32 protein-coding genes are annotated in these 24,469 nt (G+C 66.1%); 14 read left to right on the top strand and 18 right to left on the bottom strand.

The features are described from left to right. Positions 1 to 62: 62 nt before the first annotated feature. Positions 63 to 299, top strand: a complete 237-nt coding sequence (locus AC5RUM_RS04215) for a hypothetical protein (RefSeq protein WP_494033738.1) — start codon at positions 63 to 65, stop codon at positions 297 to 299. Positions 300 to 304: 5 nt separating this feature from the next. On the opposite strand, the gene AC5RUM_RS04210 is transcribed toward AC5RUM_RS04215, so the two are convergent. From AC5RUM_RS04210 to AC5RUM_RS04195, 4 genes are all read right to left on the bottom strand, one after another. Then, complete coding sequence (locus AC5RUM_RS04210) at positions 305 to 592, bottom strand: MoaD/ThiS family protein (protein ID WP_309994074.1); 288 nt, start codon at positions 590 to 592, stop codon at positions 305 to 307. A 9-nt stretch (positions 593 to 601) separates the two neighbouring features. Continuing rightward, on the bottom strand, positions 602 to 1,753 hold the full coding sequence (locus AC5RUM_RS04205) for a WD40/YVTN/BNR-like repeat-containing protein (RefSeq protein WP_494033886.1): 1,152 nt from the start codon (positions 1,751 to 1,753) through the stop codon (positions 602 to 604). 74 nt (positions 1,754 to 1,827) lie between these two features. Beyond that, positions 1,828 to 2,121 (bottom strand): hypothetical protein, encoded by a 294-nt coding sequence (locus AC5RUM_RS04200; RefSeq protein ID WP_494033737.1) that lies wholly within the window; start codon positions 2,119 to 2,121, stop codon positions 1,828 to 1,830. Between the two features lie 147 nt (positions 2,122 to 2,268). Further along, a complete protein-coding gene (locus tag AC5RUM_RS04195) occupies positions 2,269 to 3,120 on the bottom strand; it encodes a LysR family transcriptional regulator (RefSeq protein WP_494033736.1) in 852 nt (283 codons plus the stop codon). An 86-nt stretch (positions 3,121 to 3,206) separates the two neighbouring features. Between AC5RUM_RS04195 and AC5RUM_RS04190 the strand changes: the two genes are divergently transcribed. Next, entirely contained in the window at positions 3,207 to 4,076 is an 870-nt protein-coding gene (locus AC5RUM_RS04190) for an EamA family transporter (RefSeq protein WP_494033735.1), read from the top strand. A 76-nt stretch (positions 4,077 to 4,152) separates the two neighbouring features. Continuing rightward, positions 4,153 to 5,052: a helix-turn-helix transcriptional regulator gene (locus AC5RUM_RS04185; RefSeq protein ID WP_494033734.1), complete on the top strand. Its 900-nt coding sequence runs from the start codon at positions 4,153 to 4,155 to the stop codon at positions 5,050 to 5,052. Between the two features lie 31 nt (positions 5,053 to 5,083). Here the strand turns inward: AC5RUM_RS04185 and AC5RUM_RS04180 are convergent, their stop codons facing one another. Continuing rightward, positions 5,084 to 6,268: a pyridoxal phosphate-dependent aminotransferase gene (locus tag AC5RUM_RS04180; RefSeq protein WP_494033733.1), complete on the bottom strand. Its 1,185-nt coding sequence runs from the start codon at positions 6,266 to 6,268 to the stop codon at positions 5,084 to 5,086. Positions 6,269 to 6,313: 45 nt separating this feature from the next. Next, on the bottom strand, positions 6,314 to 6,514 hold the full coding sequence (locus AC5RUM_RS04175; RefSeq protein ID WP_400576808.1) for a hypothetical protein: 201 nt from the start codon (positions 6,512 to 6,514) through the stop codon (positions 6,314 to 6,316). Positions 6,515 to 6,679: 165 nt separating this feature from the next. On the opposite strand from AC5RUM_RS04175, the gene AC5RUM_RS04170 reads away from it, so the two are divergent. The 4 genes from AC5RUM_RS04170 (at position 6,680) to AC5RUM_RS04155 (ending at position 10,518) form a co-directional block, all read left to right on the top strand. Continuing rightward, positions 6,680 to 7,189 carry a universal stress protein gene (locus AC5RUM_RS04170; RefSeq protein WP_494033732.1) on the top strand — a complete coding sequence of 170 codons (510 nt, stop codon included), beginning with the start codon at positions 6,680 to 6,682 and terminating at the stop codon, positions 7,187 to 7,189. Positions 7,190 to 7,463: 274 nt separating this feature from the next. After that, entirely contained in the window at positions 7,464 to 7,823 is a 360-nt protein-coding gene (locus tag AC5RUM_RS04165) for a metal-sensitive transcriptional regulator (protein ID WP_494033731.1), read from the top strand. 59 nt (positions 7,824 to 7,882) lie between these two features. Further along, entirely contained in the window at positions 7,883 to 8,113 is a 231-nt protein-coding gene (locus AC5RUM_RS04160) for a heavy-metal-associated domain-containing protein (RefSeq protein WP_494033730.1), read from the top strand. A 71-nt stretch (positions 8,114 to 8,184) separates the two neighbouring features. Beyond that, positions 8,185 to 10,518, top strand: a complete 2,334-nt coding sequence (locus AC5RUM_RS04155) for a heavy metal translocating P-type ATPase (protein ID WP_494033729.1) — start codon at positions 8,185 to 8,187, stop codon at positions 10,516 to 10,518. Positions 10,519 to 10,548: 30 nt separating this feature from the next. Here the strand turns inward: AC5RUM_RS04155 and AC5RUM_RS04150 are convergent, their stop codons facing one another. Then, positions 10,549 to 10,821: a DUF2277 domain-containing protein gene (locus AC5RUM_RS04150; protein WP_400576819.1), complete on the bottom strand. Its 273-nt coding sequence runs from the start codon at positions 10,819 to 10,821 to the stop codon at positions 10,549 to 10,551. Positions 10,822 to 11,033: 212 nt separating this feature from the next. Between AC5RUM_RS04150 and AC5RUM_RS04145 the strand changes: the two genes are divergently transcribed. Further along, positions 11,034 to 11,297 (top strand): hypothetical protein, encoded by a 264-nt coding sequence (locus AC5RUM_RS04145; protein WP_400576823.1) that lies wholly within the window; start codon positions 11,034 to 11,036, stop codon positions 11,295 to 11,297. Between the two features lie 83 nt (positions 11,298 to 11,380). Here AC5RUM_RS04145 and AC5RUM_RS04140 read toward each other — a convergent pair whose 3' ends face one another. Continuing rightward, positions 11,381 to 12,409 (bottom strand): EamA family transporter, encoded by a 1,029-nt coding sequence (locus tag AC5RUM_RS04140; protein ID WP_494033885.1) that lies wholly within the window; start codon positions 12,407 to 12,409, stop codon positions 11,381 to 11,383. A gap of 106 nt (positions 12,410 to 12,515) precedes the next feature. Here AC5RUM_RS04140 and AC5RUM_RS04135 point away from each other — a divergent pair, with 106 nt between their 5' ends. Then, positions 12,516 to 13,061, top strand: coding sequence for a CGNR zinc finger domain-containing protein (locus AC5RUM_RS04135; RefSeq protein WP_494033728.1), 546 nt, complete (start codon positions 12,516 to 12,518; stop codon positions 13,059 to 13,061). Between the two features lie 36 nt (positions 13,062 to 13,097). On the opposite strand, the gene AC5RUM_RS04130 is transcribed toward AC5RUM_RS04135, so the two are convergent. From AC5RUM_RS04130 to AC5RUM_RS04120, 3 genes are all read right to left on the bottom strand, one after another. Beyond that, positions 13,098 to 13,469, bottom strand: coding sequence for a hypothetical protein (locus AC5RUM_RS04130; RefSeq protein WP_494033727.1), 372 nt, complete (start codon positions 13,467 to 13,469; stop codon positions 13,098 to 13,100). An 85-nt stretch (positions 13,470 to 13,554) separates the two neighbouring features. Beyond that, on the bottom strand, positions 13,555 to 14,151 hold the full coding sequence (locus AC5RUM_RS04125) for a hypothetical protein (RefSeq protein WP_494033726.1): 597 nt from the start codon (positions 14,149 to 14,151) through the stop codon (positions 13,555 to 13,557). A 68-nt stretch (positions 14,152 to 14,219) separates the two neighbouring features. Further along, positions 14,220 to 15,572: an MATE family efflux transporter gene (locus tag AC5RUM_RS04120; RefSeq protein WP_494033725.1), complete on the bottom strand. Its 1,353-nt coding sequence runs from the start codon at positions 15,570 to 15,572 to the stop codon at positions 14,220 to 14,222. 199 nt (positions 15,573 to 15,771) lie between these two features. On the opposite strand from AC5RUM_RS04120, the gene AC5RUM_RS04115 reads away from it, so the two are divergent. Next, on the top strand, positions 15,772 to 16,206 hold the full coding sequence (locus AC5RUM_RS04115; RefSeq protein WP_494033724.1) for a DoxX family protein: 435 nt from the start codon (positions 15,772 to 15,774) through the stop codon (positions 16,204 to 16,206). A 112-nt stretch (positions 16,207 to 16,318) separates the two neighbouring features. Then, the gene (locus tag AC5RUM_RS04110) at positions 16,319 to 17,302 is read left to right on the top strand and encodes an acyl-CoA thioesterase (protein WP_494033723.1); all 984 of its coding nucleotides are present in this window, start codon (positions 16,319 to 16,321) and stop codon (positions 17,300 to 17,302) included. Between the two features lie 9 nt (positions 17,303 to 17,311). On the opposite strand, the gene dnaB is transcribed toward AC5RUM_RS04110, so the two are convergent. Next, positions 17,312 to 18,691, bottom strand: a complete 1,380-nt coding sequence (gene dnaB, locus AC5RUM_RS04105) for a replicative DNA helicase (RefSeq protein WP_400576841.1) — start codon at positions 18,689 to 18,691, stop codon at positions 17,312 to 17,314. Between the two features lie 696 nt (positions 18,692 to 19,387). Here dnaB and AC5RUM_RS04100 point away from each other — a divergent pair. After that, a complete protein-coding gene (locus AC5RUM_RS04100; RefSeq protein ID WP_494033722.1) occupies positions 19,388 to 19,825 on the top strand; it encodes a hypothetical protein in 438 nt (145 codons plus the stop codon). Positions 19,826 to 19,829: 4 nt separating this feature from the next. Next, positions 19,830 to 20,396, top strand: coding sequence for a hypothetical protein (locus tag AC5RUM_RS04095; protein ID WP_494033721.1), 567 nt, complete (start codon positions 19,830 to 19,832; stop codon positions 20,394 to 20,396). Between the two features lie 51 nt (positions 20,397 to 20,447). Here AC5RUM_RS04095 and AC5RUM_RS04090 read toward each other — a convergent pair whose 3' ends face one another. From AC5RUM_RS04090 to AC5RUM_RS04080, 3 genes are all read right to left on the bottom strand, one after another. After that, positions 20,448 to 20,801 carry a TFIIB-type zinc ribbon-containing protein gene (locus AC5RUM_RS04090; RefSeq protein ID WP_494033720.1) on the bottom strand — a complete coding sequence of 118 codons (354 nt, stop codon included), beginning with the start codon at positions 20,799 to 20,801 and terminating at the stop codon, positions 20,448 to 20,450. Positions 20,802 to 20,847: 46 nt separating this feature from the next. After that, entirely contained in the window at positions 20,848 to 21,474 is a 627-nt protein-coding gene (locus AC5RUM_RS04085; RefSeq protein WP_494033719.1) for an FMN reductase, read from the bottom strand. Between the two features lie 88 nt (positions 21,475 to 21,562). Then, positions 21,563 to 22,423, bottom strand: coding sequence for a PhzF family phenazine biosynthesis protein (locus tag AC5RUM_RS04080; RefSeq protein WP_494033718.1), 861 nt, complete (start codon positions 22,421 to 22,423; stop codon positions 21,563 to 21,565). A gap of 50 nt (positions 22,424 to 22,473) precedes the next feature. Between AC5RUM_RS04080 and AC5RUM_RS04075 the strand changes: the two genes are divergently transcribed. Continuing rightward, positions 22,474 to 22,896, top strand: a complete 423-nt coding sequence (locus AC5RUM_RS04075; RefSeq protein WP_494033717.1) for a DUF1801 domain-containing protein — start codon at positions 22,474 to 22,476, stop codon at positions 22,894 to 22,896. A 145-nt stretch (positions 22,897 to 23,041) separates the two neighbouring features. Here the strand turns inward: AC5RUM_RS04075 and rplI are convergent, their stop codons facing one another. From rplI to AC5RUM_RS04060, 3 genes are all read right to left on the bottom strand, one after another. Beyond that, positions 23,042 to 23,494, bottom strand: a complete 453-nt coding sequence (gene rplI, locus AC5RUM_RS04070) for a 50S ribosomal protein L9 (RefSeq protein ID WP_400576855.1) — start codon at positions 23,492 to 23,494, stop codon at positions 23,042 to 23,044. A 17-nt stretch (positions 23,495 to 23,511) separates the two neighbouring features. After that, a complete protein-coding gene (gene rpsR, locus AC5RUM_RS04065; RefSeq protein WP_003800144.1) occupies positions 23,512 to 23,751 on the bottom strand; it encodes a 30S ribosomal protein S18 in 240 nt (79 codons plus the stop codon). Positions 23,752 to 23,878: 127 nt separating this feature from the next. Beyond that, positions 23,879 to 24,466 (bottom strand): single-stranded DNA-binding protein, encoded by a 588-nt coding sequence (locus AC5RUM_RS04060; protein WP_494033716.1) that lies wholly within the window; start codon positions 24,464 to 24,466, stop codon positions 23,879 to 23,881. Positions 24,467 to 24,469 lie beyond the last annotated feature (3 nt).

The raw sequence follows: 24,469 nt of genomic DNA, 5'->3' as shown, positions 1-24,469 counted from the left end.
GTCCCGCCAGACTGGTGGTGCCAGCAACAGCAGGCACCAGCTCCAGCTCAGGAGGCCATTCCATGTTGAAGGAAGCCAAACCCCATTCAAAGCGCGTCCGCGCCCTGGACCAGCTCCACCGCGGGGATGAGATCGAAGCCCGTCTCTCGGTGGGCCCCAATTACGATGACGTCATCATCCGCCGCGGCAGCGTCGAGGAGACAGCGCCCGGGATCGGCGTCGTCTGGATCATGGACCATCACACGGGCATGCGCAAGGCAATCAATGCCGATGAGTGCAGCGTTTGGCGCGTCGCCTGAGCCAGCTATCCCCCGGCCACCGACTGGATGATCAGCACTTCCTGGCCGGCGGCAACTTCCGTGTCCAGGCCCTGGAGACGCCGGACCTCGTCGCCGTTCACGTAAATATTCACGTAGCGGCGGAGGGCCCCGGTTTCGTCCCGCAGGCGCCTGGCAAGCACCGGGTAATCCCCGGTCACGGCATCCAGCAACCAGCCCACAGTCACCGTCCCGTCGGCGGGCGCAGTCAGCAAGGACTGCCCGCCGGCGAGCGGCTGGAGGACACTGGGAAGCACCACGCTGATCTCAGCCACAGGCGGACCTCATGCCGGGGCCGCGACCGTGGCATCCAACACGGCATCCGACGCGGTGGCATCCGACACGACAGCAGCGCGGACGCACAGGACGTCAGGCAGGTGCGCTGCCACCTCCGTGAAGGTTTCGCCCTCGTCGTCGCTGGCGTACACGGCACCCCCGCGCGTGCCGAAGTAGACGCCGACCGGCTCGGCAGCATCCACCGCTGCGGCGTCGCGGAGCACGGCGTTGAATTCGGACTGCGGCAGGCCTGCGTCCAGCCGCTTCCAGGTTCCGCCGGCGTCGTCCGTGCGGTGCACGGCGAGCTTGCCCTCGGGCGGGATCCGCTCGCCGTCGGCCTTTAGCGGAACCACCCACGCTGTGCCGGCCCTCCGCGGATGGGTCAGCATCACAAACCCGAAATCGGCGGGCAGGCCTTCGGCGATGGATTGCCAGCTTTCGGCGTTGTCGTCACTGCGGTAGACGCCGTGGTGGTTCTGCGCATAGAGGCGGCCCTCGACGGCGGCATCTGCGGCGATCTTGTGCACGCACTGGCCGAATTCCGGGTTGGGGTCCGGCATGAAGTAGGCGGAAATGCCCCTGTTCCGGGGCTCCCAGGACGTGCCGCCGTCCAGTGACCGGTATACGCCGCCGGTGCTCATGGCCACATGGACGTTCTCGCCGGAGGGGTTGACGACGATCGAGTGTGCGGCGGCGCCGCCGTAGCCTGCGCCCCATTCGCTGCGGTGCGGGTGGTCCCACAGTCCGCGGTTGAGTTCAAAGTGTTCGCCGCCGTCGGTGGACTTCCAGACGGAAATCGGCTCGGCCCCGGCCCACACCACGCCGGGCCGCGACTCGGCGTCAGGGTGGATCTGCCAAATACGTTCCACCGCGGCGTCGGTGCCCTCGGGAAACTTGATGGCACCCTGCTCCGGTTCTGTCCAGGTGGCGCCGAGATCATCGGAATGGGCAACGGTTGGCCCCCAGTGTTCGGACCGCACCCCCACCATGATCCGGGTTCGACCGTCCCTGGTGTCGATTCCGATGCTCGGTATCTCACTCATCAGGAAGTGCGGGCCGGAGAAGGACCATCGCCTCCGGTCCTGACTGGTCGCCAGCCAGAGTCCCTTTTTGGTCCCGATCGCTAACAGATACGTCTCTGGGGTAGCCATGCAGCCCATCGAACCACTCCAGCCGGGCGGCCGCAATGGTTTTACCGGCATCAGTGGACAGTGCCGGCATCAGTGGACAGGGCTCAGCCCTTGGAGGCCCGGTTCCTGGATCGGAAGCGCGTCCGGGCCTCGGCACGCAGCGCACCGCGCCGCCGCTTGCGCCACCAGCGGCGGACCAGGTCGACGGCGGCCAGCAGTCCGGCCATCGGTGACAGCACAGCAACGGCGTACACGAACAGCAGCCAGGTCAGTGTCGCCAGGGGCGGCTGGCTCCTGCTCAACAGCGACAGGCCGCCGAATAAACCCGCGGTCCAAAACAGCACCACAAACGCCAGCACGGCTGCCGCGGGAAAGTACTCATTCCGCACGACTCTCATCAGGCTCCTCATGCCCGTGCCCCACCCTTTCCCCACAAACGGCTTCTTCGTTCCAGTATGCGGCGCTTCGGGCGGACTTCATGCCGCGCCACGGTTGGATGTGGGCAAAGGGGCCTTCCGGCGGTGGTTAGGTCAGGACCGGGCACGTCAGGCGTAGAGACCGGAGAGGAGTCCGATGATCTCGGTGAGCTCACGGGGCGGGTCGGTCCTGGACCACGCCACATAGACAGGCACCGGCGGCGCATCGCGCACAGGCCGGTAAGCAACGCCCCGGCGCCTGTACTGGTGGGCCGTTGATTCGGCAGAAACGCCCCGCGCACGGCCGCTCCCGATGACCGTCAGCCAGTCGTCAATGTCATCAATCTGGACAACGTGCCCGGGCCGCTCGCCTTCCGGCCAAAGGTCAAGTCCGGTGCTTCCCGTGCGGGCATCCAGGGCAAGCGGACGCTCCGCGACCTGGGCGAGGGAGACCGACCGCTTCGCGGCCAGGGGATCGTCGGCTGCCATTGCGCAATAGCGCTTCTCGAGGCCCACGAGGACAACATCAAAGGCCGCGGTATCGGGGACGCGTCGCAGGATCGCGAAGTCACTCCTTCCCTCGGCCAGGCCCGCCGTGGCACTGTTCGTCCGCACCAGGAGGAGTTCAATGTTCGGGAAAGCAACAGCCCACCTGCGCTGGAACTCGACCGTGTGTTTCCCCAGCGCAGACCAGGCATACCCGATCCGGATCGAGTCCCTGCCGGTCCGGGCGTCACGTTCAAGGAGCTCAAGGACCGAGAGCGCCTGCCGCGCGTGGCGCACGGTGCGCTCCCCCGCGGGCGTCAGCCGGACGCTGCGCGTGGTCCGCTCCACCAGGCGGACACCCAGGGTTTCCTCAAGCGCCGCCACATTCCGGGAGACCGCTGCTTGGGACATGTTCAGGTCTATGGCGGCGTCGGTGAACGTTCCTGCGTCGTTTACGGCAACCAGGCACCTCAGCTGGCGAAGTTCGACACCCATATTTACCATCCTATTCATGCATCCGGCGCATGAGTGCCGCGTTCTATGCATTTCCCGTATTGTCCGGCCGAGCACATGCTTTCTCCATGAGCACATCCAGCAAGGGACCATCGGCACGGCGGACGGGAACCGCTACCGTCATTGCCAGCGCCCTCTCCACCCAACTCGGTGCCGCCACCGGGTCGCTGGCGTTCCCCGCCATGGGACCGGTCGGCGTCGTGGCGGTACGCCAGGTCATTGCGGCGGCCGTCCTCCTGCCGCTTGTGCGGCCGCGCCTGCGCACGCTGACCTGGGCGCAGTGGTGGCCGGTGCTCCTGCTGGCCGTCGTCTTCGGCACGATGAACCTCGGCTTGTACGCAGCCATTCAGCGCGTTGGGCTGGGCCTGGGCGTGACGCTTGAGTTCCTCGGGCCCCTGGCCGTCGCCCTGTCCGGGTCCCGCAGCAGGGGCACTGCCGTGTGCGCCGTCGCTGCCGGCGCCGGTGTTGTGGCCGTCACCCAGCCGTCGGCCTCCACCGATTACCTCGGCGTGGGGCTGGGCTTGCTGGCAGCAGGGTCCTGGGCGGCCTACATCCTCCTCAACCGGACCATTGGGGAGCGCATACCGGGCATCCAGGGAGCTGCAGCCGCCACCGGCATTTCCGCCCTGCTGTTCCTGCCCGTCGGGCTCGCCATCTTTTTAAGCAGCCCACCCAGCACCTTTGCCGTGGTGTGCGCTGTGGGCGCCGGGCTGCTCGCCTCCGTCGTGCCGTACCTGGCGGACCTGCTGACGCTCAGGCAGGTCCCCGCCACCACGTTCGGTGTGCTGATGAGCATCCACCCCGTCTTCGCCGCTCTGATCGGAGCGGTCGCACTGCACGAAGGGATCAACGCACTCACTTGGGCCGGCATAGGACTCATCGTGAGCAGCAACGCCGCCGTCCTGCTGCTACCCGCCAGGCCTGTTCACGTGCCCTGATTATCCGGGTTCTGCCTGCTTATCCGGGTTCTGACAGTACCTCCCTCCGGCCTGCTGCTGCGGGTAGCGTTGAGGAGTGGACAACAGGATGGAAGTGCGGGAGTTCCTCGCCTCGCGGCGGGCCAGGATCACCCCGGAGATGGCGGGCCTTACGTTCGTGCACGGCCGACGCCGGGTCCCCGGCCTGCGCCGTGAAGAGGTTGCGATGCTTGCCGGGGTGAGCGTGGACTACTACACGAAGCTTGAGCGAGGGAATCTGGCCGGCACCTCCGAAAGTGTTCTGGACTCCATCGCCAGGGCGCTGAAGCTGGACGACTCCGAACGCGAGCACCTCTACAACCTTGCCCGTGCAGCCGGACCTTCCGCCAGGACCCGGCAACGCCCCCTTCGGAGCGGAACGGTCCGTCCCACCCTGCAATTCATGCTCGACTCCATCACAACGTCGCCGGCCATCATCGGCAACCACTACCTCGACATCGTGGCGGCCAACCAGCTCGGCTATGCCCTGTACTCGGAGATGTACCGCGGATCCGCAAAGCCTGCCAACCACGCGCGGTTCATCTTCCTCGACCCCCTGGCCCGGGACTTTTACCCCGACTGGGAGCTGGCGGCCAACACCACCGTGGCGTTGTTGCGCACGCAGAGCGGACGCAACCCCTTCGACAAGCGCCTGGCCGACCTGGTTGGGGAGCTGTCCATGCGCAGCGAAGACTTCCGTAAGCGCTGGGCAGCCCACAATGTCCGGAGCCATCACGCCGGGACGAAAGTTTTCCGCCACCCGGTGGTAGGAGAACTAGAACTCGCTTACGAGTCCATGGAGCTCGCCATGGACCCTGGCTTGAGTCTGATCATCTACCCCGCTGTACCCGGATCCCCCTCGGATGAACGGCTCCGCCTGCTTGCCAGCTGGGCCGCAACCGAACGGATCCAGGATCAGGCTGGCGCAACGCGGCCACACGACGTGCACCGCCCCTGAACCCTGGCACTCTTGCCGGGGGCCGGGCACTTTAGCCGGGCATCCCGTTCTGATGGGTGACGTCGCTCATTGCGGCGCGGAACCTCTCACTCAGCAGCTCGAGCCGTTCCACCGGCTCGTTGCTGAAGACCAGCCGCAGGTGGCGGTTCGCGATTTCCCCTCCCCAGCCCGTCATGGCCGTCGCAGCGACGCCGTGCCGCAACAGGGCCCGTGAAACGTCCGCCGGCTCCGCGCCGTGCTGCACAGTGTCCACGATCTGGGACCAGCCACCGGCCGCCGGGACGATCGCGTAGCCCTCAAGAGCCGCAGTGACGGCGTCTCGGCGGTGCTGCCATTCAATGACGCAGTCGGCCAGACCGTCGTCGGGCGCTTCCAGCGCTGCGATCAGTCCGGCCTGCGCAATTCCACCCGGCGTGATGCCGTTATAGATATGCACCACGGAGAGGTCGGGCATGACGGCGGCCGGTGCCACGATCCATCCAAGCCGCCACCCGATCATCCGCTGCTCCATCGAAGCAGCTCCCAGGATGACGGTGCGTTCCCGCATCCCCGCAAACGACACCGGGCTGATCACCTTTCGCCCGTCGTACAGGATTCCCTCCATAAACGACCAGTACAGCAGCCACAGGTCATGCTCGATGCAGAGTGAGGTGACCGCGGACCATTCTTCCTCGTTCAGGAGGTAGCCGGAAGGGAACGACGGGTTCTGTAGGAAGACGGCACGGGTGCGCGGTGAAACGGACTCGCGCAGGGCATCGAGATCCATGCGCCATTCGCCGTCGCGAACGGCCATGGGGACCAGGCGGGGCACGCCACCGGCCAGGCGGACACGGTTGAGCATGCCTGCGTAGGTGGGATCCGTGAGGATGACTTCGTCGCCAGGATCACTGAGGGCAAGAAGCGCGTCCAGGAGGCAGTCGCCGTCGCTCGCTGTGACCACGACCTCCGTTTCGGGATCGTAGCTGATGCCGCTTCGCGCAAGGATCCGGCCGGCGACGGCCTTCCTTGCGGCCAGCTGGCCGTTGAAGGGCAGGTACGAATTGGCGGAGTCGACGCCCACGGCGGCGCGTGACGCCGCGATGGCCGGTGCGGGCGGCGCAAGGTCCGTGTCGAGGTTCTCCAGCCGGAGCATTCCGGGATTCTGGTCCGCGGCCGCAGCCACGGCGTCAATGCTGAATCCCGCCACATGCTCAAGGCGAGCTGGCCTGGTCCTCATGATTTGCCCCGTTCACCGAAGGAACTTCGCCGTCAGAGGCGAGGGTCAGTCCACGAATTCCGACTGGGTCTCGATGAAGTCCCACTCGGCTTCGGTCAGGACGCTCTTCGGGGAGTCCGGATGCGGGCCCCCGGCTTCGGCGATTCCCTGCATGACAAAGAGCGGAAGCTCCTCGGCACGCAGGTGTTCCCGGAGCCACTCCTTGCTCTTCAGGTCCAGATCAAGCCACCACATGTAAATTTGCATGTCCGCCGCCTCTCTACGACTCCACGCTATGCGTGCCGCACTCCGGATTCAAGGGAGCCGCGGCATTCGGCCCTCCCGCCTGCCGGAGTCCCCACCGGGCCTCTTCGGGGACAAACGCCCAGCTCAAAGGCTAGTCATTACCCGCAGCGGGGAACACAATTGAGTATGCCTCCAGAGCGATTCAGTGGCCAGTCTCCCCTGCTCGTCGGCGTAGTTCCCGGCCAGCATCCCGAAGTACTTCAGACGGCCGTCGCACTCGCCCAACGGCTGACAGCCCCACTGCTCTTTGCCTTCGTTGATGAGGCCAGCTACCTCGTGGAGTGGGATCCTGCGCGGTCCACGCACCGCCTTTCCCTTCATCCGGACAAGAACGACGACGAGATCAGGTCGGTCACCGAGGACCTCAAATCAGTCATTGCCTCCGCCGTCCGGCCCGGGACACCCACGGAGTGGACCCTCCGCACGCTTGCCGGCGATCCCGCCAGGGCGCTCGGCAGGCTCGCGGCGGAGGTGGACGCCCCCATGATTGTCGTGGGAACCCCGGAACGCGGATTCGGGCACCGCATTACGGAGCTCCTCAACGGCTCAGTCGCCGCCTGGCTCACCCACCATCAAAGCCGTCCGGTCCTGGTCGTGCCGTACCGGAAGCCCGCCCACCAAGAGGAGCCGGAGTGACGCTTTGCCCGAGGGAAAACCCGGCAGTTCCGCGGTCCTGTAAGTAAAGTGAAAGTAGTTATTCGAGGTGGTGGCACACACCGCCAGGCCCAAGTAAGCTGGTGACCGCAGGTTGATACGAAAGCCTGCCAATGACCGCTCCGGAGTGCGTATCCCCCAATAACGCACTCCGGAGCTTTTTTGTGCCCGGACGCGCCCGGCCGCCCTGCCTTCGCTGGAGATGCGGGGCGCAGCCCTCGTTGACTGATACCCCCTAGGGGTATATTGTGGAGGTATGAACACTCCCGAAGGACCGTCATCGGCAGTGACCGAAGAACCGGCCGGCGAAGAATCACCGCCCCAGCACGGCTACACCGCAGACAAGGACGCCTACTTGCGCAGGCTCCGCCGCATCGAAGGACAAGTGCGGGGAATCGCGCGCATGGTGGAGGAGGACAAGTACTGCATCGACATCCTGACCCAGGTCGCCGCCGTCACCAAGGCGCTGCATGCGGTCAGCCTTGGCCTCGTCGAGGAGCACATCGGCCACTGTGTCATCGGTGCAGCCTCCGAGCCCGACCCCGGCCTGCGGGCCGAGGCCATCGACCTCAAAGTGAAAGAAGCCGCGGACGCCATCGGACGCCTGCTGCGGTAGCGGCAAAACCAACCACCATGCAGCCGGCCTACCCGTCGGCCAATCACAAGGAGCCTCGAATGAGCACCATCTCCACCACCGTCCACGTTTCCGGCATGACCTGCGGACACTGCGTGTCGGCCGTCAGTGAAGAGCTTGAATCGCTCGACGGCGTCGAGGAGATCGACATCGATCTCAACGCCGGCGGGCTTTCCAAGGTCACCATCACCTCAACGCAGGAACTCTCGCCGTCCGAAATCGGCGAAGCCGTGGCTGAGGCCGGCTACCTCGTTGTCGCCAACGAGGCCTGAACCCACTTCCCGCAACGCGCACAAACGACGCCCAAAAGACGCACAACCGACCCACAGCGCCAGGAGCCGAGATGAGCACAGATCAACTGCCCCACCACCCAGACAACAGGGTGGTCGAACTCGACATCGAGGGCATGACCTGCGCATCGTGCGTCAACCGGGTGGAAAAGAAGCTCGGCAAGCTCGAGGGCGTGCGGGCCACGGTCAACCTTCCGCTGGAATCGGCCCATGTCACGGTTCCGGCGGGCATCACGGACCAACAGATCACGGACCAGGTGGCGTCGGCGGGCTATAAGGCCAGGATCAAACCGGTCCAGCACCCTTCGGGCGGCGACGCCGGAGGTATCCGGCATGCCAGTCAGGCGGATGCGGCAGGAGACCACGAAGACCACCTGGCGCATGGCGGCACCGCCCAGTCACTCAGGCCCCGCCTGATCGCCGCGGCGATCCTGACCGTCCCCGTCTTCCTGATCTCGATGATTCCGGCCTTCCAGTTCCCGAACTGGGGATGGGTTGCCGCCGCGTTGGCCCTCCCGGTGGTCAGCTGGGCCGCATGGCCTTTCCACCGCGCGGCGGCCATAAACGCCCGGCACCTGGCATCCACGATGGACACGCTGGTGTCCCTCGGCGTTATCGCCGCCTACGCCTTCTCGGCGGGGCAGCTGCTCGCTGATCCGCGGCTGACCGAGCACCCCGGCATGGAAGGGATGAACGGTTCGGGCGGCCTGTACTTCGAGGTCGCCGCCGTGGTCACCACCTTCCTGCTGCTGGGCCGCTTCCTCGAGGCGAACGCCAAGGCGAAGGCAGGCGATGCCCTCAAGGCGCTGCTCAACCTCGGGGCCAAGGACGCCACCGTACTGGTCAATGAAACCGAGGTGAAGATCCCTGCTGACCAGCTCGCGGTCGGCGACGTCATCGTGGTCCGCCCCGGCGAGAAAATCGCCACGGACGGCGTCGTCGTGGACGGTTCATCCGCCGTCGACGCCTCCTTGGTTACCGGCGAAGCTGTTCCCGTCGAAGTAGGCCCGGGCAGCCCCGTCACAGGTGCCACCATCAACACCTCCGGCCGGCTGCTGGTCCGCGCCACGCGTGTCGGCTCCGAAACAACGCTGGCCCAGATGGGCCGCCTGGTGGCCCAGGCACAGACCGGCAAGGCTCCGATCGCGCGACTCGCGGACCGCATCAGTGCGGTCTTCGTCCCCATCGTTCTCGCCATCGCGGTCCTCACCTTTGCGGCCTGGCTGCTGCTTGCGGGTCCGGACATCACGGACCAGGAGTTGCGCGCGGCGTTCACGGCGGCGGTCGCGGTGCTCGTAATCGCCTGCCCCTGCGCCTTGGGACTGGCCACTCCGGTGGGCCTCCTGACCGGCACAGGCCGGGGCGCCCAGCTCGGCATCCTGATCCGTGGCCCGCAGGTGCTGGAGGATACCCGCACCGCGGACACCATCCTGCTGGACAAGACCGGCACCGTCACGAGCGGCCACCTGGCCGTCGATTCCACAGTTGCCTTCGAACCGTTCAGCGATGCCGACGTCCTGCGCTTCGCCGGTGCGGTGGAAGCCGCCTCCGAGCACCCGATCGCGCACGCCATTGCCGCAGCCGCGCGCGCTGCCGTCCCTGCGCCAGTGGCAGCCGACGGCGGCCGCCTCCCCGCCGTCGTCGGCTTCCGTTCCGCTCCGGGCGGCGGAGTGGCGGGAACCGTGGAAGGGCGGCCGGTGGTTGCCGGGCGCACCGGGTGGCTTCACGAGAACGGCGTGTCCCCGGCTCCGGCTCTCCTCGACGCGCTGGCGGCCGCCGAGGACTCAGGGGCCACGGCCATCTGGGTGGCCGTCGACGGCGAGCCCGCGGGCATCATCTCCCTGCGGGACACGATTAAGCCGGGATCCGAAGCCGCGATCAGCCGGCTCAGGCGGCTGGGCCTGCGGCCCATCCTGTTGACCGGTGACAACGCCGCCGTGGCCGCCCACGTGGCCGCCGCCGTCGGGATCCCCGCGGAGGATGTCTTTGCGGGTGTGCTGCCCGAAGGCAAGGTGGACGCGGTCCGGCGGCTGCAGGCCGGCGGTGCGACCGTGGCCATGGCCGGCGACGGCGTTAACGACGCCCCTGCCCTGGCACAGGCGGACCTGGGCATCGCCATGGGCTCCGGCACGGACGTGGCCATTGAGGCTGCGGACCTGACCGTCATGGGCAACGACCTCGGCCAGGTGGCAACCGCGATCGAACTGTCCCGCCGCACCCTGGCCACCATCAAGACCAACCTCTTCTGGGCGTTCTTCTACAACGCCGTGGGCATCCCGGTGGCCGCGCTTGGGCTGCTCAACCCGATGATCGCGGGCGTAGCCATGGCAGCCAGTTCGGTGCTGGTGGTGGCGAACTCCCTGCGGCTGCGCGGCTTCGGCAGGTAGATCCCCGCGCGTCGTTCCCCGGGCCGCCGTTCAGGCGGCGCCGAAGCGGACGGCCGCCCTGGCCTTTGCCTTCGCGGCTTCCTCGGCCCGGTCCTTCGCCGGGGCGTGCGTCACGAGCGATTCCAGCAGGTGCTGCGTCGCGTGTGCTATCTCATGGACTGCACGGTCGAACGCTTCTTCGTTGGCCTTGGAGGGCTTGGTGCTGCCGCTGACCTTGCGCACGTACTGGAGCGCGGCGGCATAGACCTCCTCGGACGTGGCGTGCGGTTCATAGTTGTGGAGGGTTCGGATGTTCCGGCACATACCCCCATGCTAGGCTCTGGATCGCCTGCGATCGACCCTCCGGACCGTTCGGCAGGGGCGCCGGCCACCATGGGGAGGACTGCATGGGGAGCGGTGCCCATCGACACCTTTTTGTGTTGGGGGATAGCTTGTAGGCAATGGATCTTCCGGACGAGCCGGAGGCCGCTGGGGATGCCGACTGGATCGGGTCCGTTGATTAAAGGAGATATCGAATGGCTATTTGGGGTGCAGACATTGCTCAGCTGAAAGACCTGGGCACCAAGCTTCAGGCTGGTTCAGCTGAGATCGAGAAGCAGAAGAACATGCTGGGCCGCGTCCTCCAGAACACCGACTGGAAGGGACCGGACGCCGACAAGTTCCGCAGCGAGTGGAACGGCCAGCACGCCAACGCCCTTGCCAAGGTTGCGCAGGCGCTCGAGGAAGCCGGGAAGCAGGCTTCCCGCAACGCCACCCAGCAGGAGGAAGCTTCCCGCTAGGGGACTCACCGGGAGGGCCGGACGCCATGGCGTCCGGCCCTCCCGGCGTTTAAGGAGTGCAGACGAGTGCCGCGGTGCAAAGCCTAGGGAACGGGTTCGACGTCATTTGCGTGGTCAAGCGGTGCGCCCACCTGGGTCCCCGGTCCCGTCCCCCGCTTGGAGCCTCTCAGCTCGTCCAGCCTGACGAGCACAACGCCGCCCACGATAAGGGCGCCGCCTGCCAGCTGGATGACCGCCGGCAGCTCCCCCAGCAACAGCCAGGCCCAGATCACAGCGAACAGCACCTCGGTCAGCGAAACGAAGGAAGCCACCTTCGAACCCAGGGCGCGGGCGGCCATGATTCCGGAAACGTAGGCCAGGACGGTGGCAAGGACCACGAGTCCGGCAAGGGCAACCCACCAGGGCGTGGTCCATGGCCCAAGTTTGGTGTCCGCGGTGCTGAAGGCCATGGGAAGGAGGCCGGTGGCTGCAGTCAGCCATATCACCACCGCGCCCACCATGAGACCGCCCGAGGCCAGGACGATCGGCGGAAGGGTGTCATTTTCCTTGGCCGTGATGAAGAAGTAGATGGCCAGGCAGACGGCCGCCGCCACGCCCCACAGCACACCTGCGAAGTCCACCTTGACGGCGCCTGTCAGGTCCAGGACCAGCACCAGGCCGCCCAGCGACAACAGAGACCCGGCGACGGTAAGCGGCCGCGGCCGCTTCCTGCTGGCCACCCAGAGCCACAACACGATCAGGACCGGGGCGAGGTACTCCAGCAGCAGCGCAACGCCCACTGACAGCAGGGAAACGGCGTTGAAATAGAACAGCTGGCAGGCGGCCACACCGATCAGGCCGAACAGCACGATGGTCAGCCAGTTCGATCGCAGCTGGTGCCAGCGTCCGCGAAGGGCGGGAACGGCCGGGACCGCCAGGATGAGTGCGGCGCCCGTCAACCGGAGCGCCACAGCTGCGCCGGGGGTCCAGCCTGTTTCGAGGAGAGCCTTGGCAAAGGAGCCCGAAAGCCCGAACACGGCAGAGGAAAAGAGGGCAATCCCAAGGCCGGACGCCAGGAAACTCCGCGCAGAAGCGGTTTTTGGGGCAGCCGCAGCCGAGACCTGCCCGGCCACGGGCGAAATGCTGGCGCGGTTGCTGGCTGCAGACACGGCATTCTCCTGTCAGGAGTAAAGTGGGGTATTGGTCATGACAGTACGCCTGACCAAGTAAGGAGTCAAGATGGTTTTTGCCCCTGACACTGAGGTCGCGTTGCGCACCGTGGTGCACCTCATCAACAGCGCCGCGAACGGGGAGGAAAAACTGGCCACCGTGGCGGACCTCGACCGGTTCCTCGAGGCGGAGGGCTTCAGCGGATCACGGACCAGGGACGCGGCCGAACTGGCCAGCGTCCACGCTCTCAGGGCGGAGCTCGCCCGGCTTTGGGCCGCCGATGAGGACACGGCCGTGGAAGGGGTCAACCGGCTCCTGCGCGAAGCCCATGCCCTCCCGCAGCTCCTCAAGCACGATGGGTGGGACTGGCACCTTCACGCCACTACCCGCGACGCTCCACTGGCTGACCGCGTGGGCACGGAAGCCGCGATGGCACTCGTGGACGTGATCCGCACCAAGGAAATGGACCGAATGCTGGTCTGCGCGGCAGACGACTGTGATGCCGTGGTGCTGGATCTCAGCCGCAACCGGTCAAAGCGGTACTGCGACACTGGAAACTGCGCCAATCGTGCGCACGTGGCGGCGTATCGGGCCCGCCGCGCCGCAGGCGAGTAGCCGCCGGCGAGCAGGCAGCAGGTGAGCCGGCAGGCGCTAGGACTTGTCGCCGTCGGGCGTTGATCCGTCGGCGGAGCCGGAAGCGCCCGGAGGCGTCTGGGTTCCGCCGCCGCTGTATCCGTGCGGGGGCCTCTTGGCCGAGCTGAGGTTCACGCCGGATCCCTTGCCCAGATGTTCGGCGTTGTCCTTGTAGCTCATGGACAACATGGCCGCGATGACCAGCGTGACGATGAAGGCAATGCCGGCGCCGGTGAACGCGAGGTCGAAGCGAGGGACGCGGGAGCTGCCGCCGGAGGCGAAGATCAGCACGGCGAAGAACGCCACCACGGCCCAGAAGGCGGAGAACATCAGCGGTCCCTTAACCGAGGTCCGCAGATTGCGCGGTTCTCCTGGTTTCTGGTTTGCCACGGCGTGTCCTCTCATGCGGGCGGCGACGGTCGGGCCAGCCCGTTGTGATGTGTGTTTGTTCTACAAGGAGTAGAACCCTTGCCTTCTAGTTTACGGCCTTCGCAGGGCCCGTCCGCGCATCATGCCTGAGCGAAAGGCCAGCAAGGATCCAGAGCACGCCGGAGATAATGGCACCTCCGCCGGCAACCCCCAACAGGGCATGCGGGCCAAGCGGAACGAAGAACGGCAGGGCAACCGCCGTCCCCAGCCCGATGACGCCCGAGGCGAGCCAGTCCCGGGCGAGGACATGCCGGCCCCGGAAGCGCCAGCCCAAGTACAGTTCAACTGCGGCGAGCAGGCCGATTCCCAGCGCCGCGATAACGGCGAACAGCAGGTTCCCCTGCAGGACCATCAGCGTCACACCCGCGCCGATGAGGATGGACGCCGCCGCCGACATGGCCCTGCCGGGCGACCCGTCGCGGCGGAGGCCGTTCAGGGGGATACCCCGGAAAAGCGCTGCGCCGGTGGCCAGCAGGTACAGCCCTCCGGCAAATCCCATGCCCGCCACCGACGGCGCCGCCCAAAATATGGTCACGGCACCGAACGCCAGGGCGGCCGCCGCGCGGAGCAGTACGGGCTTCCACAGCTCCGCTTGATGGGCAGCGGCAGAGGCCGGCTCGGCAGGATTCAAGGGGAAAGTCACCGCTCCAGTTTAGTGCCGCCGCCTGCGTCGTCGAATTCTGCACTTCCCTCAATTCGGGACAGCCGGATTCAGGAGCCGAGCACCATCCAGCGGTCCGTCCGCGCCCTGAGTCCCAGGGTCACTGCGCGGGCCAGCATGTAGCCCAGCGAAAAGGCAACCCACACCCACACGAGTGCCGCCGCGCCGGTTGTCCCGGTGAGCGGGACCGCAATGAGCAGCGGCAGGTACACCGCCAGGTTCACGAGGCCGGCAAGCGCCAGGTACTTCGCGTCACCCGCTCCGATCAGGACGCCGTCAAGGACGAATACGTATCCGGCGATCGGCTGCCCGGCGGCCAGCACCCAGAGCGCGAGCGTCAGCACGGACTGCACACCGGCGTCGGAGGTGAACAGCGCGCCCGTGAAGGGCGCCGCAACCGCGAGCAGCACTCCCGTCACCACGCCAAAACCTGTGCCCCAGCGGATCATGGTGCGGGTCAGCAGCCGCGCCTTCTCCGGATTGGAGGCGCCCAACTCCTTGCCGATGAGGGCCTGGGCAGCGATCGCCAGGGCATCCAGCGCAAAGGCAAAGAAGGTGAACATGGTCATGGCCAACTGGTGCGCGGCGAGGTTTACCGCACCCTGGCCGGTGACCACCAGCACCGTGGCCAGGATGCCGATCCGCAGACTGAGGGTCCGGAGCATCAGCCAGGAGCCCACCTTGCTCAGCGCCCGGATCCCATGCCAGTCGGGCAGGAGGGAAACGCCGTGGCGCCGGGCGTTGCGCTGCACCATCACCAAGTAGACGGCTGCCATGGCCCACTGGGCGATGCTCGTGCCTACAGCCGATCCGGTCACGGACCAGTTCAGCCCGTAGACCAGCACTACGTTGAGCACGATGTTCACGGTGAAGCCCGCGGTGGCCACCACCAGCGGGGTCCGCGTGTCCTGCAGACCCCGCAGCACGCCTGTTCCGGCGAAGATCAGGAGCATGGCCACCAACCCGGGCATGGACCAGCGCAGGTAGTCCACAGCGAAGGAGCGGACGTCGCCGCCGGCGCCCATCAGGCCCACCAGGGGCTCCGCTGCAAACCAACCCGCCGCGGCCAGCACGACACCGAGCAGCAGGGCGAGCCAGACGCCGTCGCGTCCGGCGGCGAGGGCCCTGGCGAACTGGCCGTCGCCCACAGCCCGCGCCACTGCGGGTGTGGTGGAGTAGGCGAGGAATACCATCAGGCCAACCGCCGTGTGCAGCACCGCGGATGCCAGTCCGACGCCGGCGAGCTGGGCCACGCCCAGGTGGCCAACGATGGCGGAGTCAGCCAGCAGGAAGAGCGGCTCGGCGATCAACGCGCCGAAAGCCGGAACGGCGAGGCGCAGGATGTCCCGGGCATGGCTCGCAGGCTTCACAGCCGGCACGGCGGCGGCAGGGGAATCAGGCACGGTTTTAGCCTAGCCGCCCGCCCGACGGGCAGTCCCTTCGCGGGGCATTCACTCGGCGTGCTCATACATCTGGAAGCGTGCGGATCGTCACAATTGGTTGACTCTTCAACCATTGTGCGCGACAGTGGAATGGAAGCATCAGGCGGCGACCGTCGTCCGACCACAAGACCGATTGCAACCGACCCGAACGGTAACCTCCATGAACCAGTCCACCCTGACCACTACCGCATTGACCGTCCTGCGCGTTGTTGCAGGTTTCCTGTTTGCTGCACACGGCTGGCAGAAGTTCAACGAATTCACCATCGCAGGCACCCAGGCAGCCTTCGCGAAGATGGGCGTTCCCGCAGCTGAGGCGGTGGCCCCCATCGTCGCCACGCTTGAGCTGGTCGGCGGCATCGCTTTGATCCTCGGCGTGCTGGCCCGCGTCTTTTCCGCCCTCCTGGCGCTGAACATGCTCGGCGCCTTCTTCCTGGTGCACGCTCCGGCCGGCGTCTTCGCCACGAATGGCGGCTACGAACTGGTCCTCCTGCTGGCCGCCGCCGGCCTTGCTGTTGCCCTGACCGGAGCAGGCCGCCTCTCCGTGGACCGCGCCCTCTTCGGCCGGCCGGGCTCCAAGCTGGGCGTCCTCGCCTAGCCTTCCCACCGGGCAGTCTTCCGGTACAAGCGGACGACGGCGGCTGTGCACCTTTGGTGCTCAGCCGCCGTTTTCGTTGGGCCAGTTCGCCGCTTGGCCATAAACTCACAGCATGAGCGAACGCCCCGCCAATTCCGTCACCCTCCGCTTCCTGGCCGCTCCCACCGACGTCGGCCACAGCGGCTCCGTGGATGCCGGCACCGTCCTGGAATGGGTGGACAAGGCTGCGTACGCAGCCGCTGTCGGGTGGTCCAAGTCCTATTGCGTCACTGCCTATGTGGGGAACATCCACTTCGCGGACCCGGTCAACAGCGGGGACATGGTGGAAGTCACCGCCACCATCGTTTACACAGGCCGCTCCTCCATGCACATCCGCACCGTGGTGTCCTCCGGAGACCCCAAGGGCGGGGCCGCTACGATGCGCAGCCAGTGCATGGTGATCTTTGTGGCCGTGGGCGAGGACGGCAGGCCTGTCCCGGTGCAGCAGTTTGAGCCCTCCACCCCCGAGGAGCTGGAACAGCGAGACCACGCCTTGGCCCGCATCCGGATCCGGGAACAGATCGTGGAAGCTATGAACGCCCAGGAATATACCGACGCCGGCACTGCCGAACGCGTAGTGCTCCGCTTCATGGCAGCGCCCACGGACGTCAACTGGGGCGGAAAGGTCCACGGCGGCATCGTCATGAAGTGGATCGACGAGGCGGCGTACGTCTGCGCATCGCGCTACTGCGGCAAGGACACCGTGGCGGTGTTTTCCGGCGGCGTCCGGTTCTACCGCCCGCTCCTGATCGGGCACGTGGTGGAGGTGGAGGCGCGGCTCGTCTACACAGGCGCCAAAAGCATGCACGTGGCGGTACATGTCCGCTCCGGGGACCCCAAAGGCGGTGAGCTGAACCTGACCACGTACTGCCTCACGGTCATGGTTGCCCGGGACGCCGAGGGCACGTCGGTTCCGATTCCCCAGTGGGTGCCGGTTTCAGACGAGGACAAGCGCCTCCACTCCCATGCCCGGCACCTCCTGGAAATCCGCGCAGCCGCGCCGGGGAACCGGCTTCCCAACCACCTGCTGCAGGCGGGGCAGCAAGCCGCCGGTTAGAAGCGCCGGTTAGAAGCCGCCGCCTCCGGCGTCCGCGGCCATGTTGGCGAAGCGGGAGTAGTGGCCCTGGAAGGCAACCACGATGTCCTTGGTGGGGCCGTTACGGTGCTTGGCGACAAGGATGTCCGCTTCGCCGGCACGCGGCGACTCCTTGTCGTAGACATCCTCGCGGTGCAGCAGAATGACCATGTCGGCATCCTGCTCGATTGATCCGGATTCCCGGAGGTCCGAGACCATGGGCCTCTTGTCCTGGCGCTGCTCGGAACCACGGTTCAGCTGGGACAGGGCAATGACCGGGACCTGCAGTTCTTTGGCCAGCAGTTTGAGGGCACGGGAGAACTCAGACACTTCCTGCTGGCGCGACTCCACCTTCTTGCCGGAACTCATAAGCTGCAGGTAGTCAAGGATCACGAGTTTCAGGTCGTGCTGCTGCTTCAGGCGGCGGCACTTGGCGCGGATTTCCATCAGTGACATATTTGGGCTGTCGTCGATGAACAGCGGGGCATCATTCATGCGGCCCATGGTGGTAGCGATCTTGGACCACTGCTCATCCTTGATGGTGCCCTTGCGGAGGTCCTGAAGGCCGATGGTGGCCTCGGCCGACAAGAGCCTCATGGCGATCTCGTTCCGGCCCATTTCCAGGGAGAACATAACAGTCGCGAGATTGTTCTTGATGGCTGCGGACCGGGCGAAGTCGAGGGCGAAGGTGGACTTGCCCACGGCGGGGCGCGCCGCAATGACGATCATCTGGCCCGGGTGAAGACCGTGCGTCAGTTCGTCCAGCTCGTAGAAGCCGGTTGGAACGCCCACCATGCCTTCCCCGCGGTGGCCGGAGGCCTCAATCTCGTCCACGGTGGACTCCATGACGTCCTTCAGGACCACGTAGTCTTCCGCGGTCCGGCGCTCGGCCACGGCATAGACCTCCGCTTGGGCCTGGTTGACGAGGTCTTCGACTTCGCCGTCCTGGCCGTAACCAAGCTGCACGATCTTGGTTCCTGCGTTGACCAGCCGCCTGAGGACGGCGCGCTCGGCCACGATTTCGGCGTAGTAGCCGGCGTTGGCTGCCGTAGGGACTGTCTGGATGAGCTCGTGCAGGTAGGCGGGCCCGCCAATCCTGTTGATCTCGCCACGTTTGGTCAGTTCGTCCGAAACAGTCACCGCATCGGCGGGTTCACCACGGCCATAGAGGTCAATCACGGCCTCGTAGATGGTCTCGTGGGCGGGACGGTAGAAGTCCTGGCCCCGGAGGATCTCCACGACGTCAGCAATGGCGTCCTTGGAGAGCATCATGCCGCCCAGGACGGACTGCTCGGCCGGAATATCCTGCGGAGGCTTGCGGCTGCCCTCGGTGCGGGTGCCCTCGATTGAGTCCAGGTGCGTAACTGACAAAACTGCCGTCCTCCATAGTGTCCGCAGTCCCTCACGAGGCCTGCGGCAAGTCTGCCTGTGCCGTTTGGATGCGCCCCGCCGTGGAAGCTGCTGCGCCGGCTAAGGCAACTTCTACCAGCCGGCCCCGACAATTTCCGCGGAGGCCGCGAGTCCAGGGCGACGCCTCATCCACAGGTTTTCCACAGGGCATAGCCCATCAACGGAGGCCCTGGAAAGGAGCCCCCAGATCCGGTTGACTGTTGTGGCCCGCATGTCCTGAATCGGTGTCTCCGCTACGTTAGCGCCCGCCGGGCAACGCACAAAGCGGCAGGTTTTGCACGTCTGTGGATAACCTGTGCACAATGCCTCCCTGCTTGTGCACAGTCTGTGGGCGAAGCTGTGGATACTAAATTTCTTTCACCCAAATATGGCCTCTGACCTGCAGAAACGTTCTTCGCAGCCTGTGGACTCAAAATTCTTTTCCTGAACCTTCATCCACAGGCTCAACCCTTGCGCTGGGGATACCGGCCGGTAGATTCACGGTTTTCGGCGTTGAATATGCCCGCGATGTGATCAATCTCGCTGGCCTTAGGCAGCGGATGCCGCGCAGCTCCCGCTCCTCCGCGCGACAAGCGCCCAGCGCGGCTCGCTTTGGGAAGCCGCATACGCATACCTGCATATGCTGTGGACAACGCGTAACTGGCCTAAGCTCTAGATATGGGCGACGCATTGATAGTCATACTGCCTGTCCTCGTTCTCGGTGCGGTCCTGTGGGCCCTGTCCACCGCGCTGAGGCCGCGCAATTCCGGAATGTCGGAGGCGGAACGCTATCAGTTGGACCTGGCCATGCGGTCACAGGCCCACTATGCCGCCCAAGTCCAGGCTGCCACCGCGGCGCGTGCCCTGGTGGACGCGGCCACACGTCCCAGCCAGAACGAACAGCAACATACGCAGCAGCAGGATCACGCCCGGGAGGCGGTCCTGGCCCAGGCCTACCGCGGGGCAGCTTTGCCGGGCGGCCAGCTGGACCCACAGCTGGCTCTCCAGCTGCAGTCAATGGTGCGTAACGGGCAGAAAGTCCAGGCAATCAGGCTCCTGCGCCAAGCAACCCGTTCGGACCTCTTAACCGCCAAGCAATATGTAGATCGGCTTTAGAACCATGGAATCGCTTGTGATCCCCCTCCTGATCCTCGTGGCCGTCACCGTCGCCGTGACCCTGGCCGCTCGCGCATGGAACCGTCGGCAGAAGCCTGCCGACGGTCCCGCCCAGGCGCCGCCGGAGTCCGCTGAGCTGGCCAGGATGGCTGCTGCCAGGCTTTCCGAGGACGAGCACCGCAGGCTCTATGCCCTGATTGCCCAGGGCCAGGCGATGGCCGCGATCAAGCTCTACTACGAGGTTTCCGGACTTGGGCTGCGTGCCTCCCGGGATGCCGTTGCCGCGCTGGCCGCCCACCCGCAGCCTTACCGTGCCGAGCCGGCGGCGGCCACTGAACCGGACCCTGACGACGAACCTCCCCAGCGGTTCCCCTACCGGTACCGGGCGATCGCCAGCAAGGGCGACGTCACACGCGAAGTCAGCAGCAACATGCTCAATGACGAGATTTACGGCCGCATCCGCACCTTGGCCAAAAGTGGCAACACCGAGGCTGCCGCCACCGCCCTCACGAAGCATTCGGACATCACCATGAAGCAGGCGCGTGAATTCATCGCCCTGCTGGATGACTAGCGTCTGCTGGATGACTAGCCCGTGCTGCCTGACCGGTCAGTAGGGCGCCCGTCAGAAGTCGAAGAGCTCGCCCAGCCAGCCCTCCTTCTTCTTCGGCCGGCGCCGGTCGTGGTCGCGGTCGTAGCCCTTGCCGTAGCTGCGGTCGTCGTACCGCGGCTTGTCGTAGCGCGGCTGCTCCCGCCGCAGGTCCGGGTTCGGATACAGGGGAGGCGGGACCATGCCCGGCGCCGGCGGCGCGGGCGGGGGAGATGCCGCCGCGGCACCGGCGAAGGAGTCCGCACGGTCAATGATCTTGTCCAGCTCGCCGCGGTCAAGCCATACACCTCGGCACTGGGGACAGTAGTCAATCTCCACACCGCTGCGTTCGCTCATGATCAGGTCAACAGAATCCACAGGACATTTCATGTCCCCCACAACGAGCGGGTGCCGGGAATAGTTCGCCGGCCCGGCCCTAGCGTCCGGTGCTGATTCCGGCCAGCAGCTGTTCAAACGGCAGGGACTCCAGCGGCGGCTGCTTCCTGCCCGGCTGTACGCCGTCGAGAAGGCGGTAAAACTCATCCGCCGCACGCCCGATGCGGGCCGAAAGGGGATTTCCGCCGTCGTCCGTGTTTCCCCAGTCCTGGGGGCCGGCGAAGACGGCCGTCGCGGCCACGCGGGCGCGCAGGTAGCTGAAGAGCGGGCGCATGGCGTAGTCGAGCACCATCTGGTGCCGGTCGGTTCCGCCGGTGGCCCCCAGCAGCACGGCCTTTCCATCGAGCGACTTGGGATCGAGCACATCGATGAAGGACTTGAAGAGCCCGCTGTACGACGCGCTGAAGACGGGCGTCACGGCGATGATGCCGTCCGAGGCCTCCACTCCTGCGATGACCTCGGCGAGGCGGGGGCCCGCGTAGCCCGTGACGAAGTTGTTGGCCACGTCCACGGCCAGGTCACGGAGTTCCACCACATCGACCGTGACCTCGTAGCCGGCCGCCGAAAGCTTCCGGCGCGCCTCGTCTGCCAACTGGTCGGCCAGCAGCCTGCTCGACGACGGTACTCCCAGGCCGGCGGACAGAACGGTAATGCGGCGGGTCTCCACAGTGGTCTCCTCAGGGTCGGACCGTCTTCACGGTACATGCGTTTGCATCTAATGTGTCCAACCGGGCGGGTCCGGTGTTTATTCCGGCTCAGAGATCGACGGCTCCCCGGATGCAGGTCACGGCATTCCCGCCAACCCAGACGTCGTCCCCGTCGTATTCAATGTGGATGCGCCCCTTCCGTCCCAGCACGGTGCCCTGGGAGGCAACGTACGACGCTGGTGCACGCCCCGTGCCGATCAGCCACTGCGCCGCGCCGGCATTGAAGCTTCCCGTCACGGGGTCCTCGGGGGCAGCAGCCCCGGGTATGAAGGTGCGGACCTCGAAGGTGGCGGGGGCTCCCTCCTCATACGGGCCTATGACGCCAACGGTGAGCCCCTCCATGGCGGCGTAGTCGGGTCTTAGTGCCAATACCTGCTCAGCGGACTCCAGCAGCACGCCGATCCACTCGGGGCCGTTGACGAGCCAGGAGGCATCCAGCAGCGCCTCCCGCGGCAGCCCGAGGCCCGCAGCGATCCGCTGCAGGTCCTGCTCAACTACGGGTCCTGACCGCGTCAGGGGCGGAGCGGCGAAAGCCAGCCTGCCGCCGTCGTATCTGACCCGCACCAGCCCCGCTCCGCATTCCTGGACCAGCACCCCGCTCTGCTGAGGCACGCCGCCGGAGTCCAGCCAGGCGTGGGCGGAGCCAAGCGTGGGGTGGCCGGCAAACGGGAATTCCTCGCTGCCCGTAAAGATGCGGACCCGGTAATCGGCCTCCGGCACCGTGGGCTTCAGCAGGAACGTGGTTTCCGACAGGTTGGTCCAGTTCGCGAACCGCTGCATGAGTTCAGCGGTGAGCTCGTCGGCGTCCATCACGACGGCGAGGGGATTTCCCCGGTACGGCTCGCGGGTGAAGACGTCCACCTGGGCAAAAGGACGACGGCGGACGGCTGTTCCGGTTTCTGGGGTCACCGGAGCAGGCTACCAGCCAGCCCCCATGGCGATGGACGTACACTGCGTCCATGGCAGAAAACAAGACACAAGTGACGGGTGCCTCGGCGGACGAATTCCTGGCAGCCGTGGAACACCCTGTCCGGCGCCAGGATGCACTCCGGCTCCGCGAACTCATGGCCGAGCTCACGGGCGAGGAACCAGAGATGTGGGGTCCGTCCATCGTGGGATTTGGCCGGTACCACTACAAGTACGACAGCGGGCGCGAAGGGGACGCGGCGGCGGTGGGCTTCTCGCCGCGGAAGGCCAGCCTGTCCCTCTATGGCCTGAGCGCCGCGCCGGAGGCGGCTGAACTGCTCGCCCGGCTGGGCAAGCACAAGGTCGGCGCTGGCTGCGTCTACGTCAACAAGCTCGCGGACGTCGATGAAGATGCCCTTGCTGCCCTGATCAGCGCCGGTTACACGTACTACACCACCGTGGTCCACCACGCCTGAGCCTGTCGGCGGCCTAGTCGTCACTGGCTCGAACGTCGTCGGTTTAACGCGAAAGCCCCCGCTGCCGAAATTCCCGGAGGAATCCGACAGCGGGGGCCGTCAGCAGTTCAGGGCTGCGCAGCAATCAGGCGGGAGGCCGGAAAGACTACTTGCCTGCGACTACGTCGAGTTCGATCACAGCGGCAACGTCGTCGTGCAGACGGACGTTGGCCTGGTAGGAACCAACCGACTTGATGTGCGTCGGCAGTTCAACCTTGCGCTTGTCGATGCGGCCAAGGCCAGCAGCCTCAACAGCGTCGGCGACGTCGGCCTGCTTGACCGTGCCGAACAGCCGGCCGCTTTCGCCGGCCTTGACGACCAGCTTGACCGGCTTGGCGGACAGAGCGGAGGCCTGCTTCTGAGCATCTTCCAGGGAAGCGTGCTCGCGGGCGACGCGGGCAGCCTTGATGGACTCAACCTGCTTCTCGCCACCCTTGGTCCAGGTCAGGGCGAAGCCGCGGGGCAGCAGGAAGTTACGTGCGTAACCGTCCTTGACCTCGATGACGTCGCCTGCAGCACCGAGACCGGTGACTTCGTGGGTCAGAATGAGCTTTGCCATGTTAGTTAATCCCTTCCTTAGCCGCGGCCAGCGCCGGAGTAAGGCAGCAGAGCAACTTCGCGGGCGTTCTTGATTGCCTGGGCGATCTTGCGCTGTTCCTGCACCGTGACGCCAGTGACGCGACGGGCGCGGATCTTTCCGCGGTCGGAGATGAACTTGCGCAGCAATGCTACGTCCTTGTAGTCGATGACGGTGATGTCAGCGGCCTTCAAGGGGTTGGACTTTGGTTTGGGCTTACGGAGTTCAGCCTTAGCCATCGTGGAGCTCCTTTTCTATGGAGCCCGTGGATATTGATCCACGGGATGGTGGTGGTCCGACGGCGGCAGGCACCTCGGTGCCTTAGGCACCCGGGCGGTCCCGGCGTCGGGCCTTTAATGTGTTGTTTTAGAAGGGAGGTTCGGAATCCGGGCCGTTGCCCCAGCCGCCGCCCGCGTTACTGACCCCGGGCGTTGCCCAAGGGTCTTCCTGCGCTGCGGGCTGGTTGCCGCCCCATGTTCCTCCGGTGTTGCCGCCCTGGTTTCCACCCTGGCCGCCACCGAACCCACCGCCGCTGTTGCCGCCGCCGAAGCCGCCCTGCGCGCCGTTTCCGGCACCCCCACCGCCGGAGCGCTGGGTGCGGTTGACCTTGGCATTGGCGTAGCGCAGGCTCGGGCCGATTTCATCGACTTCGAGCTCGATAACGGTGCGCTTTTCGCCTTCTTTTGTTTCGTAGGAACGGCTCTTCAGCCGGCCGGAAACGATGACGCGCATACCCTTTGTCAGGGATTCTGCAACGTTCTCGGCTGCTTCCCGCCACACCGACGCGCGGAGGAACAGGGTTTCCCCGTCCTTCCACTCATTGGACTGGCGGTCGAACGTGCGGGGCGTAGAAGCGATGGTGAAGTTCGCTACTGCCGAACCTGACGGGGTGAACCTCAGCTCGGGGTCATTGGTGAGATTACCGATGACCGTAATAGTCGTTTCGCCTGCCATCTA

Source organism: Arthrobacter sp. B2060 (assembly GCF_059090445.1).
This window is presented reverse-complemented; position numbering and strand designations above follow the sequence as displayed.